At 48.8% G+C, this 16,744-nt stretch carries 15 protein-coding genes and 1 riboswitch; of the genes, 5 read left to right on the top strand and 10 right to left on the bottom strand.

What is annotated here, in order from left to right; all coding sequences use genetic code 11:
- The first annotated feature begins 67 nt into the window (after positions 1-67).
- The gene (locus AC3Y23_RS25505; RefSeq protein ID WP_379204412.1) at positions 68-1,030 is read left to right on the top strand and encodes a metallophosphoesterase family protein; all 963 of its coding nucleotides are present in this window, start codon (positions 68-70) and stop codon (positions 1,028-1,030) included.
- Positions 1,031-1,052: 22 nt separating this feature from the next.
- Positions 1,053-1,913 (top strand): EamA family transporter, encoded by an 861-nt coding sequence (locus AC3Y23_RS25500; RefSeq protein ID WP_379204410.1) that lies wholly within the window; start codon positions 1,053-1,055, stop codon positions 1,911-1,913.
- Between the two features lie 131 nt (positions 1,914-2,044).
- Here AC3Y23_RS25500 and AC3Y23_RS25495 read toward each other — a convergent pair whose 3' ends face one another.
- A complete protein-coding gene (locus AC3Y23_RS25495) occupies positions 2,045-2,404 on the bottom strand; it encodes a spore coat protein (RefSeq protein WP_379204476.1) in 360 nt (119 codons plus the stop codon).
- A 56-nt stretch (positions 2,405-2,460) separates the two neighbouring features.
- Positions 2,461-2,694: a hypothetical protein gene (locus AC3Y23_RS25490; protein WP_175374126.1), complete on the bottom strand. Its 234-nt coding sequence runs from the start codon at positions 2,692-2,694 to the stop codon at positions 2,461-2,463.
- Between the two features lie 165 nt (positions 2,695-2,859).
- On the opposite strand from AC3Y23_RS25490, the gene AC3Y23_RS25485 reads away from it, so the two are divergent.
- The gene (locus AC3Y23_RS25485; protein ID WP_379204407.1) at positions 2,860-4,092 is read left to right on the top strand and encodes an NAD(P)/FAD-dependent oxidoreductase; all 1,233 of its coding nucleotides are present in this window, start codon (positions 2,860-2,862) and stop codon (positions 4,090-4,092) included.
- A gap of 80 nt (positions 4,093-4,172) precedes the next feature.
- Here AC3Y23_RS25485 and AC3Y23_RS25480 read toward each other — a convergent pair whose 3' ends face one another.
- Entirely contained in the window at positions 4,173-5,729 is a 1,557-nt protein-coding gene (locus AC3Y23_RS25480) for a flavocytochrome c (protein WP_379204405.1), read from the bottom strand.
- A 274-nt stretch (positions 5,730-6,003) separates the two neighbouring features.
- Positions 6,004-6,084, top strand: a riboswitch (glycine riboswitch).
- 127 nt (positions 6,085-6,211) lie between these two features.
- Here AC3Y23_RS25480 and AC3Y23_RS25475 point away from each other — a divergent pair.
- The gene (locus tag AC3Y23_RS25475) at positions 6,212-7,594 is read left to right on the top strand and encodes an amino acid permease (RefSeq protein WP_379204403.1); all 1,383 of its coding nucleotides are present in this window, start codon (positions 6,212-6,214) and stop codon (positions 7,592-7,594) included.
- Between the two features lie 126 nt (positions 7,595-7,720).
- On the opposite strand, the gene AC3Y23_RS25470 is transcribed toward AC3Y23_RS25475, so the two are convergent.
- The 6 genes from AC3Y23_RS25470 to AC3Y23_RS25445 all read right to left on the bottom strand — a co-directional run bounded on the left by AC3Y23_RS25470 (position 7,721) and on the right by AC3Y23_RS25445 (position 14,829).
- Entirely contained in the window at positions 7,721-8,425 is a 705-nt protein-coding gene (locus tag AC3Y23_RS25470) for a response regulator (RefSeq protein WP_379204401.1), read from the bottom strand.
- Positions 8,422-10,035 carry a DcuS/MalK family sensor histidine kinase gene (gene dcuS, locus AC3Y23_RS25465; RefSeq protein WP_379204399.1) on the bottom strand — a complete coding sequence of 538 codons (1,614 nt, stop codon included), beginning with the start codon at positions 10,033-10,035 and terminating at the stop codon, positions 8,422-8,424. Before dcuS ends, AC3Y23_RS25470 begins: the two co-directional genes overlap by 4 nt.
- Before the next feature lie 35 nt (positions 10,036-10,070).
- Positions 10,071-11,282, bottom strand: a complete 1,212-nt coding sequence (locus AC3Y23_RS25460; protein WP_379204397.1) for an MFS transporter — start codon at positions 11,280-11,282, stop codon at positions 10,071-10,073.
- Positions 11,283-11,347: 65 nt separating this feature from the next.
- Positions 11,348-11,887, bottom strand: a complete 540-nt coding sequence (locus AC3Y23_RS25455; protein ID WP_379204395.1) for a hypothetical protein — start codon at positions 11,885-11,887, stop codon at positions 11,348-11,350.
- 122 nt (positions 11,888-12,009) lie between these two features.
- On the bottom strand, positions 12,010-12,429 hold the full coding sequence (locus AC3Y23_RS25450) for a DUF350 domain-containing protein (protein ID WP_066373746.1): 420 nt from the start codon (positions 12,427-12,429) through the stop codon (positions 12,010-12,012).
- Between the two features lie 33 nt (positions 12,430-12,462).
- Positions 12,463-14,829, bottom strand: a complete 2,367-nt coding sequence (locus AC3Y23_RS25445; RefSeq protein ID WP_379204392.1) for an endonuclease MutS2 — start codon at positions 14,827-14,829, stop codon at positions 12,463-12,465.
- Between the two features lie 153 nt (positions 14,830-14,982).
- On the opposite strand from AC3Y23_RS25445, the gene AC3Y23_RS25440 reads away from it, so the two are divergent.
- Positions 14,983-15,330: a phage holin family protein gene (locus AC3Y23_RS25440; RefSeq protein WP_379204390.1), complete on the top strand. Its 348-nt coding sequence runs from the start codon at positions 14,983-14,985 to the stop codon at positions 15,328-15,330.
- A 68-nt stretch (positions 15,331-15,398) separates the two neighbouring features.
- Here the strand turns inward: AC3Y23_RS25440 and AC3Y23_RS25435 are convergent, their stop codons facing one another.
- Positions 15,399-16,535 carry a GGDEF domain-containing protein gene (locus AC3Y23_RS25435; protein ID WP_379204387.1) on the bottom strand — a complete coding sequence of 379 codons (1,137 nt, stop codon included), beginning with the start codon at positions 16,533-16,535 and terminating at the stop codon, positions 15,399-15,401.
- Between the last annotated feature and the right edge of the window lie 209 nt (positions 16,536-16,744).

Here is a 16,744-nt window from a genome sequence, read left to right as displayed (position 1 = left end):
AACCAAACAAAAGCACATAAATCAACATTGGTAACTGAATGGAACAGACAGAGAGGGGATGAAAAGGATGAGCACCCGCTTATCTTTTCGACAGGACGGAACATTTAAAATCGTACAATTCACAGATCTTCATTGGATGGACGGCAGAGCGGAGGATCGTCAGACCCGTGACCTAATGGAAGGCGTACTAGAGGCGGAGCAGCCGGATCTCGTCGTGTTTACAGGAGATGTCATCTATACGGGGCCAGTCTCCCCAGGAAAGCCGGAATGCGAGAACCCGAAGCAAGCCTTCCGTGATGCAGTTGCTGTCGTGGAAGCCCGGAATATCCCTTGGGCCTTTGTCCTTGGCAATCATGATACAGAGAGCCGGATTACCCCTGAAGAGCTGATGCAAGTAGCGCTGGAACACCCGCATGCCTTGGCTCAAGCGGGACCGGTGGAAATCGCAGGAATGGGCAATTATTCGCTAACCATTAATGGACGTAATGGTGAATCCGCAGCGGTACTCTATTTCCTTGACTCCGGCAGCTATTCGGAACTTGCGCATGTTCCCGGATATAATTGGGTCAAGCCTAGCCAAATCAACTGGCTGACAGCAGAATCTGCAAGGCTTAACCCGCAAAACGGGCAGGATAAACTGCCTGCCCTTGCCTTTTTCCATATCCCTGTGCCGGAATATCAGGAGGTCTGGGACACTCAGGTCTGCTACGGGAATAAGTTCGAGCGCGTGTGTAGCGCACCTGTAAATTCGGGCTTGTTCGCGGCCCTGCTGGAGATGGGTGATGTGCTGGGCACCTTCTGCGGTCACGACCATATCAACGACTACAGCGGAAGCCTGCACGGAATTAAGCTGATCTATGGCCGGGCCAGCGGCTTCAATACTTATGGCCGGGAAGGCTTTATGCGCGGGGCCCGGGTCATCAGACTATCTGAAGGCACCAAGACCTTCGACACCTGGCTGCGCTTGGAAGACGGATCCTTCATTGAACATCAGCCTCCGCATGAACCCGATCCGGCTTCTGAGCACTAAGTAGCAGGGAGCGAAACCATTCATGCTGCTGCCTATACTCCTAGTTATCGCCTCCGGCATGGCGCATGCCATCTGGAGTCTCTTCACCAAGAAAAGCCGCAGCAAAAGTGTCTTTTTATGGTCTATTATGATGGTATCCACTTTGTTGCTCTTGCCTGTACTGATCATTGAATTATGGCGCAATCCGCTTTCAGCCAGCGCTTATGGCCTGCTGCTGTTGTCTGTCGTTCTCCAGGGTCTTTACGCCTGGCTTTTGTCCAGAACCTATGAGCTAGGCGACCTCTCTCAGATTTATCCGATCATGAGAGGCACAAGCACTCTGCTTGTTCCCATCATCGGGATTCTCGTATTAGGCGAATCGCTATCGCCAGTGGGTTGGGCAGGCATTCTCTGTATGCTGGCCGGGTTTATCGTTCTAGGTTCATCAGGCGGAGTCAGAAACCATCCTGGCGCTACTGTGCTCACTCAGGCAAAGCCTGTGCTGATGGCGCTCAGTGTCGGTTTATGCACCACCTGTTATGTATTCGTCGATAAGCTGAATCTTCAGCATCTGTCGCCGCTTGCTCTGCTGGAAGTGACCAATATCGGCTTCGTCCTAGGATTAACTCCGGCAGTGCTGGCTTCACCACGCATTCGGGCGGAATGGCAGGCCAATCGTAATACTTTGCTGCTTGGGGCCATTTTGAATCCTGGCTCCTACCTGTTGTTTCTGTTCGCTATGCAGCAAGCACCCATTGCTCATATTAGCCCTCTGCGGGAGATTGGAACGGTATTTGCCGCGCTTCTCGGAATCATGCTACTGAAAGAGCAGCAAGGGCTGAAGCGTATTGCCAGCTCTGTAGTCATTTTCTGCGGAATTGTGCTGCTTGGCGTCTTTGGATAATGTTTGTTCTTATTTCGTTATAAAATGTAAAAAAGGTTGACTCCTATTTTTCAGGGGTCAACCTTTTTTTGTAAGCGAGCTATAACTGACAGACAATCATGTCTATCTGCTTCGCTTGCTTCAATGCCGAGTTACATATAGTAAGAATTATTTGAGTTGGACTGTTGATGAGTCACGTTGAGATTATGGCTATAATCGCCAACTTCCCCTGTTTTTTGCTGCACGAACTGCTGACATTTTTGCTGCGTCTGCTGTGCGGTCTGAATTTGCTTGTCCACATCATGACGCAAGGCCTTGGAAGGAGCCGTATACATGTTCATTTGCGACATATGGGTATACAAATCCCCTTGAAGACGCAGCGTATCCATCGTCAAGTTGTTGAAGGCTTGACGGACAGATGGACAGGCAGATTCTGTTGCGGCTGTGGTATATTCACGTACGGTCCGTTTCAGATCGGCCAGCACCGTGTTCATTAGGTCCTCATCCGCCATAAATGATCCGTTTTGTGCGTTCACTAAGATAACCTCCTTAAAGTTTGGAACCTCTGTTATTGCGGTTGCGTTGGGGCATATTGCTGGTGCTGCTGCAGCATTTGTGTCAACATCCCCATATGCTGGGTGTGGCTTTGGATATGCTGAATGCAGATTTGGCGGACAGCTTGATTCTGTGTGGACCCGGCTGTAGCCGCTAATTGCTTGATTAGCAAATCCTCATTAGAAATGGAGTCGGCGATGTATTCCAGCTCTTTACCGCTGAGTGCCTGCATTTGTGTAGATTGCATGCGATGTTTTCCCTCCTTATAGATGATTCAAACCACTTTTAGTATGCGTCTGCGCCGGGCACATTATGTGCCAAAAAGCGCAAGGTAACACAGCTAAAATATGCATGAGCCCACCATTTCCTGCGAATACTTTTGAAACCGGAAGATACGAAAGGGAGATCAACGATGAAACTAATCAGCGGGCAAACGCCCTGGAGTAATACATTGCAAAATCCACCTGCTTACCCGGCGTTACAAGGAGATGCCCATTGTGAATGTCTCATCGTAGGTGCCGGTATGGGCGGAGCCATGACTTCATACCAGCTGTCTGTGAATGGGGCGAATGTGATTTTGATCGACAAACGATCCGTAGCAGGCGGAAGCTCACACGCCAACACCGGGTTATTGCAGATCTCCAACGACAAGTCATTGACTGCCTGTATCAACACATTTGGTGAGGAGCAGGGCGTGCTGTTCTATAAGCTTTGTCAGAAGGCCCTCGGCAACATTCTTGACCTTCCTGACAAGCTGGAGATGGACCCACAGATCATTCCCCGCTCCAGCCTGCTGTATGCCAGTAAACCAGAGGATGTGCCTGCACTGCGCGAAGAACACCGGAATCTGACCGCACACGGCTTTCATTCGGAATTTTGGGAGCAGGACCAGATTGCTTCGCTATACTCTTTTACCAAACCAGCAGCCCTATACTCCCGGGGAGACGCGGAGACCAATCCCTTCCGAACGGTGCATAGCCTGATCCATCAGGCCGCCAAGAATGGGGTTCGTGTATATGAGCAGACCAAAGCGCAGCATTATGAATTCAAGGAAGACGGCGTCATCTGCCACACTCGGCATGGCCGAATTTTTGCGAAAAATGTTATTTTTGCGATGGGCTATGAGACACAAGAAATGAAGAAGGACCGAGGCGCCGAGTTGATTAATACATATGCTATCATGACCCGGCCCCTGAAGGAGCTTCCCAAATGGTATGAGCAAAGCCTGCTCTGGGAAACGGCTCGTCCCTACCTTTACTTCAGGACCACCCCGGAGGGACGCATCATTGCTGGCGGTAAGGATGAGCCTCTGACAGATGATAAGCAACGCGAGGTAAGAGTTCTCTCCCAGAGTAAAAAACTACTGGAGGAGCTTGAAGCGCTGTTCCCGGAAATTCGCGGCATAGAAGTTGAATACACCTGGGGGGCCGTATTCGGGTCGACGCGTGACGGGCTGCCCTATATCGGCCCGCACCCGGATTATCCACACAGTTACTTTATTGAAGGATACGGCGGTAATGGCACTGCCTACAGCAATATTGCAGCAGAGCTGCTAACGGATATACTTGGCGGAAAGCACAGGCCGGAACTGGAACTGTTCTCGCTGACCCGTTCATCCAGACCCTCGCCCCACAGCGTTTCATGACATATAACAACAAACGCCTGGACTGTAGTCAGCCCAAGCGTTTGTTTATTTTCCGATAAGCAAGATGAATGGATTGATGCTTAGTTCGCTTTTACAAATTCAGCAGATTTGATACCCGCCTGGCGGCCGAAAATAATGATCTCCGCCACCGAGTTCCCGCCGATCCGGTTTTGACCATGCAGACCTCCTGTCACCTCACCTGCGGCAAACAGACCTGTAATCGGATTACCCTCTTTATTTAAAACTTCTGTGTTGGTGTTGATTTTTACGCCACCCATGGTGTAATGAATCCCCGGACCGATTTTGATTGCCATGTAAGGAGCGTTGGATAAGTCGTTATCCATTCCAGTCTTTCTGCCGAATTCAGCATCCTCTTTATTTTTCACATAGCTGTTCCAGGTGTCCAGTGTTTTCTGCAGTTGATCCCCGGGCACACCCATTGCTTGCGCTAATCCCTCGATCGAATCGGCTTGGATCACGAAGCCCATCTTCTCATATTGTTCGATGGCTTTAACACGGGATTTCACACCGGAATCAAAGACCAGAAAAGCCGCGTTTTCAGGAAGTTGATTGATTGCAGCGGTAACTTTATCACGAGTACCCAAATCATTCGTGAATCGTTTACCTTCACTAGATACGAGGATGGCACCTTCTCCGCGGACGGCTTCCCCAATGAGATAGGATTTTTCTTGCTGCACTGTCGGGTGAACTTGGATTTGATCCATATCGACGGTGACGCCACCAAGCTTCTCTATCATCTTAATGCCGTCGCCGGTGCTGCCGATTTGATTGGTCGTTACATATCCTTCCAGATCGGGTCTGACTTCGGAGATCAATTCCTTGTTGGAGCCAAAACCGCCGGTTGTCACAACGACAGCCGCTGCTGTAATGCTCTTCTCGTCAGTCTGGTTGAAGATGACTTTGACACCATTGACCTTGCCGTCTTTTTCGGTAATTTCTTTGACATCAGCGTTCACAAAAAGCGGGATACCTTGCTCTTGAACATTGTTCACTAGACCTTTTACAAGGTATTGTCCTACGGCGGAGCCATCTTCAGGACGATGCGTACGCTTCTCATTCATACCGCCTGTAATGGTGATATTGCTTAATTTAATCCCGATGGAGTCGAGCCAGTCGATAGCACTTGCGGATTGGTCAACGAAGAAACGTAGCATCTCTTTATCGTTCGTATCATGACCACCCTTTAAGCTCTCTTCATAAAATAGATCATTGCTGTCGGTGATGCCTTGTTCCTTTTGGAATTTCGTTTCGGAAGCGTTCATTCCCGAAGAAGACTTGGTTGTATTTCCGCCGGCCACCGGCATTTTTTCAAAAATAACAGGGTTCATTCCTTTGGCTTTAGCTTCAAGCGCGGCAGACATTCCAGCGCCACCTGCACCGACAATAATGATATCGTACTTATCCTTCAGTTGATCGAGCGGTGTATAGCTTGCTTCCGATGCCCCTGAAACAGCTTCTATTTTTGCTTCCTTTGTCGCTTCCTTGTTATCCTGATTTTTGCTCCCGGTGCTGCTGTTATTGACGGTCTTGCTGTTATTGCCACTATTGCCGCATCCTGCGATCACGAGCATAACAGAGAGAATGAGAATAAGAGCAGCTACTGACTTCTTTTTCATTTTAAAACTTGCCCCCTTGTGCTTTTTTTCACAAATTAATCATAACGGAAAAAGGGCTGTTCAGGATAGTTTACGTAATTAAAGAAATCGTTTCGTCATTAAAGTAACATGAATGCCCTGTTATAGTTTATACTATATAGGTAGCAGGGAGACTTTTATCACTGTTCAGGTATTCACATTAAATGTAGTATGTTGGATATCAGAATAACAGCGCCGCTACACAAACATAACTTCATAATCACAAGCTATGATTGCTATGGATCACACTATAGCAGGAGCAGCTTCTGGAGAGACCGCAGGAAATCTGCGGCGCCGAAGGGTTCACAATCTCAGGCAAAAGGACAGAAGAGTACTGAATATGTATTTGTCATGCTGATTATCATTAGCAGGGCAAAGATTATTTAATATTCTTAGGACCTAGAGATTGGATGACATCCAATCTCTTTTTTATTGGCATTATATTGATTAAGGGGGACAAAAGTATGGCACAAACAGAATTAAAGAGAGAGTTAGCTAACCGGCATGTTCAGCTCATCGCCATTGGCGGCACTATTGGGACAGGACTATTCCTGGGATCGGGCAAAGCGATTCAACAGGCAGGCCCTTCCATCATGATCACGTATTTAATCGTGGGAATTGCTGTGTTTTTTGTGATGAGAGCACTGGGAGAACTTCTATTGTCTAAGGCTGGCTATCAATCGTTTACGGATATTGCCGAAGATTATCTCGGCCCTCGAGCAGCCTTTATCACGGGTTGGACCTATTGGTTCTGCTGGATCATGACGGCCATGGCTGATGTTATCGCCGTTGGCATCTACGTGAACTATTGGTTTGATATCCCGCAATGGGTGCCGGCCATCATCTGTCTGATCATTTTATTAGCACTCAATCTATTAACAGTAAAAAATTTCGGGGAATTGGAGTTTTGGTTTGCTTTAATCAAAGTAATCACGATTCTCGCCTTGATCGGCATCGGTGTCATTTTGCTAATCATCGGATTCAAGACGGATTCAGGATCGGTAACTATCCGAAATCTGTGGGAGCATGGTGGATTTTTTCCAAACGGCGCCTCAGGTTTTTTATTTTCTTTTCAAATGGTTGTATTCGCTTATGTAGGCGTGGAATTAGTTGGTGTTTCGGCAGCGGAAACATCCAATCCAGAGAAAAACATTCCATCTGCTATTAATAAAATCCCTTTGCGGATATTATTTTTCTACGTTGGCGCGTTATTCGTCCTTCTGTGCATTAACCCATGGACTGAACTTAGTCCGGCAGAAAGTCCATTCGTGAAAACCTTTAGTTTAGTAGGAATACCAATCGCTGCGGGGATTATTAATTTCGTCGTATTAACCTCAGCCGCTTCCGCCTGCAACAGCGGGATGTTCTCGACAAGCCGAATTCTTTATAATTTGAGCAGGAAGAACCAGTCATCACCTCATTTTGCCAAGCTGAATAAAAATCATGTGCCAGGGAACTCGTTATTTGTTTCGACGTTAGTTATATCTGTTGGCACCCTATTAAGCAAAATTATTCCGGGCCAAGCTTTTGGAATCGTCACTACCATTAGTGCCATTTGTTTTATATGGGTTTGGGGTGTTGTTCTTGTATGCCATATCAAATACAAGAAGACTCGGCCGAACTTACAGGCTAAATCCAAGTTCAAAGCACCGTTCACACCGGCTATTAATTATGCTGTCCTGGCGTTATTTGCCGTAATCCTCATCATCATGCTTATTGCAGAAGAGACACGACCGGCTTTATTGTTTACCCCGTTATGGTTTATCTTACTATTTATTCTGTATTCAATGCGTAGCAATAAGGGCAGCAATAACCATGATATCGATATGATCAATCCAAAAGGCTGATTACACGTGACGTTCTATATTATTAACTTAAAGAAACCCAGGTCGTTATGACCTGGGTTTCTCATCATTTTAGGCTTTACAGCCTCTTCTCAAACGCCTTGTCTGCTCATATAGTAGGCATTTCACCTATGCCCCTCTGATAACCTTGTACATATACACAGGGCGCCCTATCGCACCATAGCTGATCTCCATGGACAACGCTCCGGTCTCCGTCAGATACATCAAATACTTGCGCACCGATATTCTGGAAATAGGCGCTCTTGTAGAAATGTCGTCTGTAGAGAAGGAATCTTGTGATAGCCCGTTGATAATCTCCCAAATGTTATCCAAGGTACTCTCGCTGAGACCTTTGGGAAGCGCAGGAGCAGAAGCCACAGCGACAGGAGAATTCTCTATCTCCCCTCGGTGCCGAACCAGCTTATCCAGTTGCTCCTGATTAAGATTTTCCCTATGCCTCATCAGCAGGTTGTTCTCCCGGTACGTAGTTAGGGCCGCCTGAAAGCGGGCAAACTCAAAGGGCTTGATCAAATAATCCACTGCACCATGCTGCAAGGCATTGCGGATACTGACATTATCGCTTGCTGCCGATATAACAATCACATCCACCGTGCTTCCCTGTTCACGTAAAGAGGATAACAGTTGAAGCCCGTTACACTTTGGCATATAGATATCCAGAAGAATCAAATCCACCTGTTGGCTTGCCAGCAGCAATTTGGCTTCTTCAACAGAAGCAGCACAACCGGTGTACCTGAACCCGTCCATCTGCTCCAGATAATGTCGATTAAATTTAGCTACCATCGGATCATCTTCTACGATTATTACGTTAATCATCTAGACTCATCACCTCTAGTCAAATACGGCACATTTACCACAAAAACCGTTCCTGGCCCATGACCGGGAAGCAATTGCAAATGCCCGTTCAGTTTATTCACACTTCGCCGGACCAGATGGAGGCCCATCCCCCGGTTCTCTCCTTTTGTGGAGAAGCCCTGCGTATAGATACTCTCTTGCAGCGATTTCGGTATGCCGGGACCGTTGTCCTTGACTGTACAGCTCAAACGGCCGTCATCATAGTGAAAAGCGAGCCGTATTTCCTTGTCCTCAGATGTCGTATCACTCAGCGCATCCATCGCGTTATCCAGCAAGTTGCCGGCAATCGTGATCAGCTCATGGGTTAGCTCCGCTTGGGCTGACTCCGGCAGATAGCTGTCTTCTTCCAGCACAAGATTAATACCGTCCTCGCGAGCCCTGCTCAATTTGCCTAACAGAAATCCAGCCATAACCGGATCTTTAATTGCTCTTGTGATGGAACCAATCTCACTCTGATAATTGCTTACTGTTCCGGAAATATACTGCTGCAGTTCATCATACATCCCCATATGGGTCATGCCCAAAATAACATGCAGCTTGTTCATATATTCGTGCGCACCTGCCCGTAGCGCATCTGCGTATACAGATACCCCGGATAACTGCGCTGCTAGCTGGGTAATTTCCGTCATATCTCTGAAAGTGACGATCGCTCCAACAATCTCGCCCCCTACGCGGATTGGCAAACTGTTAGCCAGTAGCGAAATCCCGTTGAGGTCAATTTCTTCATCCAGCTTCACATCGCCTGATTTCAAAACCTTATCCAGGCGCAGAGCTGGCCAATAATCTTCTATGTATGATTCCAAAGCCTTTCCTGTAATTCCAGCAGCCGTCAACAGCCGTTCCGCTTCCACATTAATCAACGTGATTCGCGCCTTTGCATCTATAGCAATAATGCCCTCACGCGCCGATTGCAGCATGGCACTGCGCTCTTCCAGTAGTCTTGAAATTTCGGATGGCTCCATCCCGAACATCATTTTCTTAATCCTTTTTCCCAGTACAATGGCGCCCATAGTGCCAAGCAGAGCCCCCGATAACAGGATCAAGACGATGGTCCACTCGTTTTTCTTTATAATATCATGCACCCGTTTCATGGAAAAGCCGACAACAACAACTCCAACCTGATGCCCTTTGTCGTTATATACCGGTACGAATGCACGTAGGGATTTGCCCATTGTTCCCCATCCCACCGAAATGCTATCATCACCCTGCAGCGCCAATTCCTGTCCTCCGCCAACAAATGGCTTACCAATAAGCGCTGGATCGGGATGCGAGTAGCGGATACTATTCATGTCTAACACCACTACGAATAGACTATCATTGCGACGAGCGATTTTGCCCGTATAGGCTTGAATTTCCTTGCTGACACCCTCCTCCAGACCTTTGGACACCAGCGGTGCCAGGGCAACTGTGTGGGCAATGCTTAGAGCCTTGCCCTCCAATGCTTTTCGAGTCTGGGGTAAAATATGATTAATGAAAATAATATACAGTACAAGCAGTACCGAAAACACGACTGTGGACACCATGATGGCAATCGTCGTGACCATGCTGTTAATCCGTTTTCTTTTGACCAATGTAGGCCTCTCCCATAACAATAAAATAAAGCAGTTTAGACCGGATGGCTGTCCTCTTGTCGGGATAAAGAACGCCTAAGGATCAGCCAGCTTCCTAGCGGTGCCGCACCAAGCAACAGCAGCAGCACTGTTATCGTACGTGGCGATCGGTTAACAGACAACACTGCAATGAAAATCAGGATACCCAGTAGCCTGCCACTCATCAAGCTTAACTCCCGCAGCACGACAAGCTCCACCCGATTGCTCACGCTCTCTTCAGACTCTCCAATCAGATCAAAGCTCGTTGAAGTCATAGGCAACATATACAGTGGAATAAACAGTGAAGTGCCGATCCCCATAATCAGCAAAGTTCCGTAGTTAACCTGCCAGAGCAGCGGGGTAATCACTCCAACCAAAAGCGCCCCACCAATCAGCATGCCGGCAGACCGGTATGCTGGCTTGAACAACTTGCCTGCGATCCAGTAACTGACAAGGGATACCGCCGATGTCACCAACGCAAATTGCCCGAGCTTACTCTCTTCCTTAGCCGCAACAAAGACCAGCAGACCAATTAGAAACGAGAATACCCCTTCCCTCAATCCCTGAAAAAAAAGGCCTGCAGCCACCCTTCGCCACTGCCCCGAACCCTTTAGCTGCCGCCATGGCTCCAGCCAGCCATAATTCGCCTCACTCTTACGCTTCTTGAGAAAGAAGCTGAGCACTGCCGCTGCCCCATAGATACCCAGCGAGATCATAAATACGATCCGATAGCCGCGTTCTCCAGATAGCGACGAGATCAGCCACCCTGACAGCCAAGGTCCAATGATGCCTGTCAACGAGCCCAGCAGTCCCATCCAGCCGTTCCAGAAATCACGACTCGCAGCATCCGTAATCTCGAAATAGACGATATTAAAGGCTAACCAGAATAATCCAATAGCTACACCCAGGAGCAGGCCCAGCGGCCAGATATACTGGATCGCATTCCCGCCAATACCCAGTACGATCAGATAAAACAGGCCCGAAACGGCAATCCCCAGCCTAAGAGCACTCATCTTGTTACGCTCCTTGACCCATTTGCCTGCGAGCCAAAAACTAAGGCCCAGCGCAATCTGCTGGGCCACGGTGAACCAGCCGATCATTATGTAATCCTGACGGCTTTTCCATAAATAAACGTTAAGAAAGGTACCCGACAACGCCCCCGCTAGCAGAAACAAACCGTTCACTCCCAGCAGCAGCGAAGCCTGAACCTTCGTTGATGCAGCTTTCATGATTTTCCCCCTGCCTATAGCCATGATTCTGAATATCATGCCCATACAGGCTGGAATTGATCAATTTACTCACTGCCGATGCTCAAATTACGAACAAGCTGTACCCGGTCCTTCTGCGCCAGATTGTGCTGAATATGGAAGCAAGACGGGCATACGAATACGTTCAACGAGAACGGTGCTTTCAGCACAGGTCCACCAAGAACAGCCGGGGTTGAAGGATCAAACTCTGTCACTTCCTGTGTTCCAGCCAGTAGCAGCAATTCATGGCACTGTGGGCATTCCGGTGCTTCTTCTTGCTGCGACAGAATAGCCGAGCTGTTCTGCTCATACTTCTTAAGATCGTAATCGTCCCGGAATTGTTCCAGCGTGTTGAAGATAGGCACTACGCCGTCCTTCTCGCTATCATCCCACAGGTCGTCATCATTAATAGACTCCTCGTCCGTGTCTTCCTTCACTTCCAGTTCGTCCTCCAGATCGTCACTGGTGACATTCACTGTCCGGTAGCCTTTCAGCTCATTGTTGCAGTGCGGGCAATACTCCTCGGGTCCAAATTCTTCATCCCACACAATTTCGGTATCACACCAAGGGCATACAGTCGTTTCCATCTTTAAGTTCTCCTTCTTAACATGCTTGATATTTAATTAATCGTCAAATATATGATGCCACCGATCAAAAAAGCAACGGCGCAACCAAACAGGACCCGGGTTAGAATCTTCATGGTTTCCTCCTACATGATGGAAGCTCCAATAACATACGATAAGGATACCGAGATCAGCAGCGCTGTCAAACCCACGGCCCGATTGTCTGCGGCAATCTCCTCATCAATAGAAAATACAGGCGTCAAGAACTCAAAGAGGAAATAGGCCAACAACAGCAATAAAAAGCCTACAACTGACCATTTCATCGTCTCGTAAATTGAAGCCCCGGCCTGGATGCTGAAGCGGAGGATGTTGCAAATTCCGAAGATTTTGCCCCCGGTTGCCATGGCCGCCGCTACATTTCCTTTGCGAATTTCTTCCCAGCAGTTATACTTCGTCACCATTTCAAAAAAGGAGAGGAATACGACCAGCCCCAAGATTGCTACGGTGAAGTAGCCAAGCAGCGACCCCAGCGGATGCCTCAGCAAAAGATCAACATTTTCCTGCATGCTCACCCTTCTCTCCTCAACATGCTTCCTTCGCTATTGCAGCTCGGCTACCGTCACGCCTGCCCCGCCTTCGTTATAGTTACCTAGACGATAGCTCTTAACATTTCGGTGCTTGCGTAGGTAATCATGAATGCCTGATCGCAATACCCCGGTTCCCTTGCCGTGAATAATCGCAATTTGACCCAGATTGCCGAGGAACGCCTCGTCGATGAAGCGATCCGTCTCCAGCAGCGCTTCCTCCAGATTGGCTCCGCGCAGATCCAGCTCCCTGCGGATATTCTCGTCGCGCGTACGCTTCACAGTCGTTGCCTGGCGTAGCGGCGCAGGATTGCCCGATTTCTGGGCAGAGACTAGCTCCAGATCATCCAGTTGCACCTTCATTTTCATAATGCCAAGCTGTACTACCGCTTCCTTGGTCCCGCTCATTTCCACGACATGACCTTTCTGATTCAGGCTGTAGACCCGAACCTCGTCTCCAGGTCCAATCTGTCGCGGCGGCTTGACCGCTGTACGGGAAGCCGCCTTCTTGCGCGGCGCAGGCTCCGCTTCATCCAGACGGCGCCTAGCTTCGATCAGCTTATGCTCCTTAACCGAAGCCCCTTCCTCCAGCGCCAGCTTGCGCAGATCACTAATGATCTGTTCGGCTTCCTTGCGCGCTTTATCCAGAATGTCACTGGCTTCCTTCTCGGCCTTCTCCAGACGCTTGTCGCGCTGGCTCTCCAGCTTCTCCAGTTCCTGCTTCTGTTTACTGCGGAACTCTTCGGCTTCACGGCGGATATGCTCCGCTTTCTCCCGCTCGTTCTCCGCACCAAGACGGTTCTCTTCAAGGGAAGCAATCATGTGCTCCACCCGCAGATCCTCTTCTTTAACCTCGCCGCGCGCATGCTCCAGAATAGCGTTCGGCAAGCCGAGGCGTTCAGCAATGGCAAACGCGTTGCTTCGTCCGGGCACACCGACCAGCAACCGATATGTCGGGCTAAGGCTCTGCACATCAAACTCCATGCTGGCGTTGATAACCCCTTTGCGCTCGTAAGCGTAGGCCTTCAGCTCGCTGTAGTGAGTAGTCGCCACCATCCGGCATTCTGTCCGGTGGATGTTCTCCAGGATCGCAATAGCCAGCGCCGATCCTTCCGCCGGGTCTGTACCCGCGCCGACTTCATCCAGAAGGATGAGGCTCTTCGGAGTCATTTTGCGCAGAATGGAAATAATATTGGTCATATGGCTGGAGAAGGTACTGAGACTCTGCTCAATGCTCTGCTCATCGCCAATGTCAGCATAGATCGCGTCAAACACACACATCTGGCTGCCTTCCTCGGCCGGAATAAACAAACCCGACATGGACATTAGGCTCAGCAGCCCAATGGTCTTCAAGGTCACCGTCTTACCACCGGTATTGGGTCCGGTAACGATAATCGTACTGTATTGGTTCCCGAGTTCCACATCCAGCGGCACTACATGCTCTGCCGGAATCAGTGGATGACGTCCCTTGCGCAGTTTGAGGTATCCCCGGTCATTCATGCGCGGCTGGGAAGCCTTCATATCACGGGCCAGACGAGCCTTCGCGAAAATGAAATCCAGTTCGCCCACAATATCAACATCATAAGTCATCTCTTCCGCAATGTCGCCAACCTGTGCCGTCAACCGATGCAGAATAATCTCTACTTCCCGTTCCTCACGAAGACGCGTCTCCCGAAGCTTGTTGTTCATCGCCACAATGGATTCAGGCTCAATGAACAGGGTCGCACCGGAACCGGATTGGTCATGCACAATACCACCAAAGTGGGCGCGGTATTCCGCTTTGACCGGGATCACGAATCGGTCGCCACGGATTGTGACAAGCTGATCCTGCAGCATTTTAGATACCGAGGAGGAACGGATCATCGAGTCCAGCTTCTCGCGGATTCTGGCCTCTCCCCCGCGCAGCTCACGGCGAATATTCGCCAGCTCAGGGCTGGCGGAATCCATCACCTCGGCATTCTCGTCAATACACGCGCGGATAGCATCCTCAACATGCTTCTGCTCGGACAAGAGATCACTGAGGGCAAATAGAGATTCGACAGCCTCATCCTCATGCATAGCAGCCAAAAAACGCTTGATTCTGCGTGCCCCGCCAATGGTGAAGCCTACGGAGAGCAGTTCATGCGTTCCAAGCAATCCACCAATAGACGCCCGCTTCAGCGCCGCCTTGATGTCGGTAATTCCGCCAAACGATGGAATGCCCTTCAGGCGGTCCACGTTAGCAGCCTCATCGGTAGCCTTCAGCAGCAGCTTAACACCTTCAAAATCACCAGAAGGTCTTAGCTGTTCCGCGGTTTCACGCCCCATCGAGGTTTGCGTATATTGCATTAATTTATTTAAAATCTTGCGATATTCAAGCGTATGCAAAATTTTGTCGTCCAATTACAGTCACAACTCCCTTCATATATGAATCCATTATACCGAATATGGGCGAATTTCGCTATTTGGGTATCGTTTCCCAACATAACAATTCCGTATCCGGGTCATAATAACAACTGCACATATCCTCAGCTTGGGCCAAAGGAGGTTAAACCAGTGAGATTTTTAGGTCATGTAGTCCGTTTTGTTGTATCAGCGATTGTGCTGCTCATTGTCGGCTGGATCGTTCCCCAATTCCACGTCGGCGGCTTCTGGAGCGCTTTGGTGCTGGCACTTGTGATCGCCCTGCTTGGTTGGGTGGTCGAAGGAATTTTCGGCGGAAAAGCGACACCATTTGGTCGCGGTATTGTCGGTTTTCTCGTCAGTGCGCTAGTCATCTGGATCGCACAGTTTGTAGTCAGCGGAGTTAGTGTTTCCATTCTCGGTGCGATTCTGGCAGCTCTGGTCATCGGTATTATCGACCTATTCCTGCCGGTATCTACACCATTTGAAGCTGCGAAATAACGATCACTTTAGGCGCGAAGACAGCCCCCCTTGTTCCGGTTATCCGGTTTAAGGGGGGCTGTTCATTTTCATCCAATCGACAGGTTGAAATTTTCTTGTGGTTCGACAGAAGCGGTGACGACCCTGTTCTTGCCAGATCTTTTCGCCTGATATAACGCTTCATCTGTCTTGCGGAATAGCTGTTCCTTGCCATCGCCAAGCTGATAACGGCATAAACCGATACTAACCGTGACAGGACGGCCTCCAGCATAAGGATGCTCCATCCGTTCAATGGTCATCCGTAGCTCTTCAGCAGCGTTGTAGGCCTCGGGACAGTCCAGGTCTGTAAAAATCACTGCAAACTCTTCCCCGCCATAACGCGCCGCAAAATCATTAAGCCCAATCATCCCGCCCACTTTAGCCGCGACTTCCTTCAGCACCAGATCACCGACCCAGTGCCCATAAGTGTCGTTGACCTGCTTGAAGTTGTCAATGTCAAACAACGCTAGTTGCAGCTTAAGGCCATTGCTCTCGCACTGTTCCAGCAAGGAATCGAGATATTCATGAAAGGTCTTGTGATTGTACAGTCCCGTCAACGCATCAATCTTCAACAGTTTGTCCGAAATAGCCCGTTCCACTAGTAACCCCTGTTCCGATTTCGTCAGTTGCTCCAAGTATTCTCCGGTTTCCTTCGACCTCACAATCACAGCCCGTGCCATAAGCATAACGAGTAAAAAAACAAACTCCACAGCCATAAATTCGAGCAGCGGCTTCTTCAGGTACACTCGTTCCAGGCCGAAGTATACCGCAGCGTAAAAGAATATGCTAAAAAGGCCCAATGTGTACAGAAGCTTGCGATCAAAATAGATTAACGAAATCATGATCGGCAGCATCAGCGCCATCTGGGCGCCGTCCACAAAAGGCTCTATTACAAAATAAAATAAATAAGAAATGATAAAACCGCAGCCAACGATGGCTTGCTTGTGATACTGCAAAGTGGAACGCAGCCAAATCTCCGCAGCAGCCACCGACAAAACGATTAGGATATTAGAAGCAATGAATAAATAGCCGCTTTCCGTCCCTGGGCTGCTTTTCAGTCTAAGTTGATCCGCGCACAGCACAAAGAGAACTTGGGCGATCAGCATGAAAGCCAACACAATCCAATACCCATTCAATATTCTACGATGCCAGGCCTCTGCGTTCAGCGAATCGGTTACAACGATCATGTGGATCCCCTACTTCTAGCCCATGATATAATAGGTTACATTATAATAAATTTAAATTGTTTTTGCATCATATTTTTGCATTCTTCGACAATGACATTGCGAAAAATGTCGAATTTTATAGACTTGATATCCCCCTCTGTTCACCAACTTTTCACAACTTTATGGAGCGCTTCCTAAATTTATAAGTTATGATGTCTACAGAATTGTCA

It is taken from the genome of Paenibacillus sp. MAHUQ-45 (genome assembly GCF_058133325.1).
Note: the sequence above shows the minus strand (reverse complement) of the source record. Positions and strands in the feature narration are given on the sequence as shown.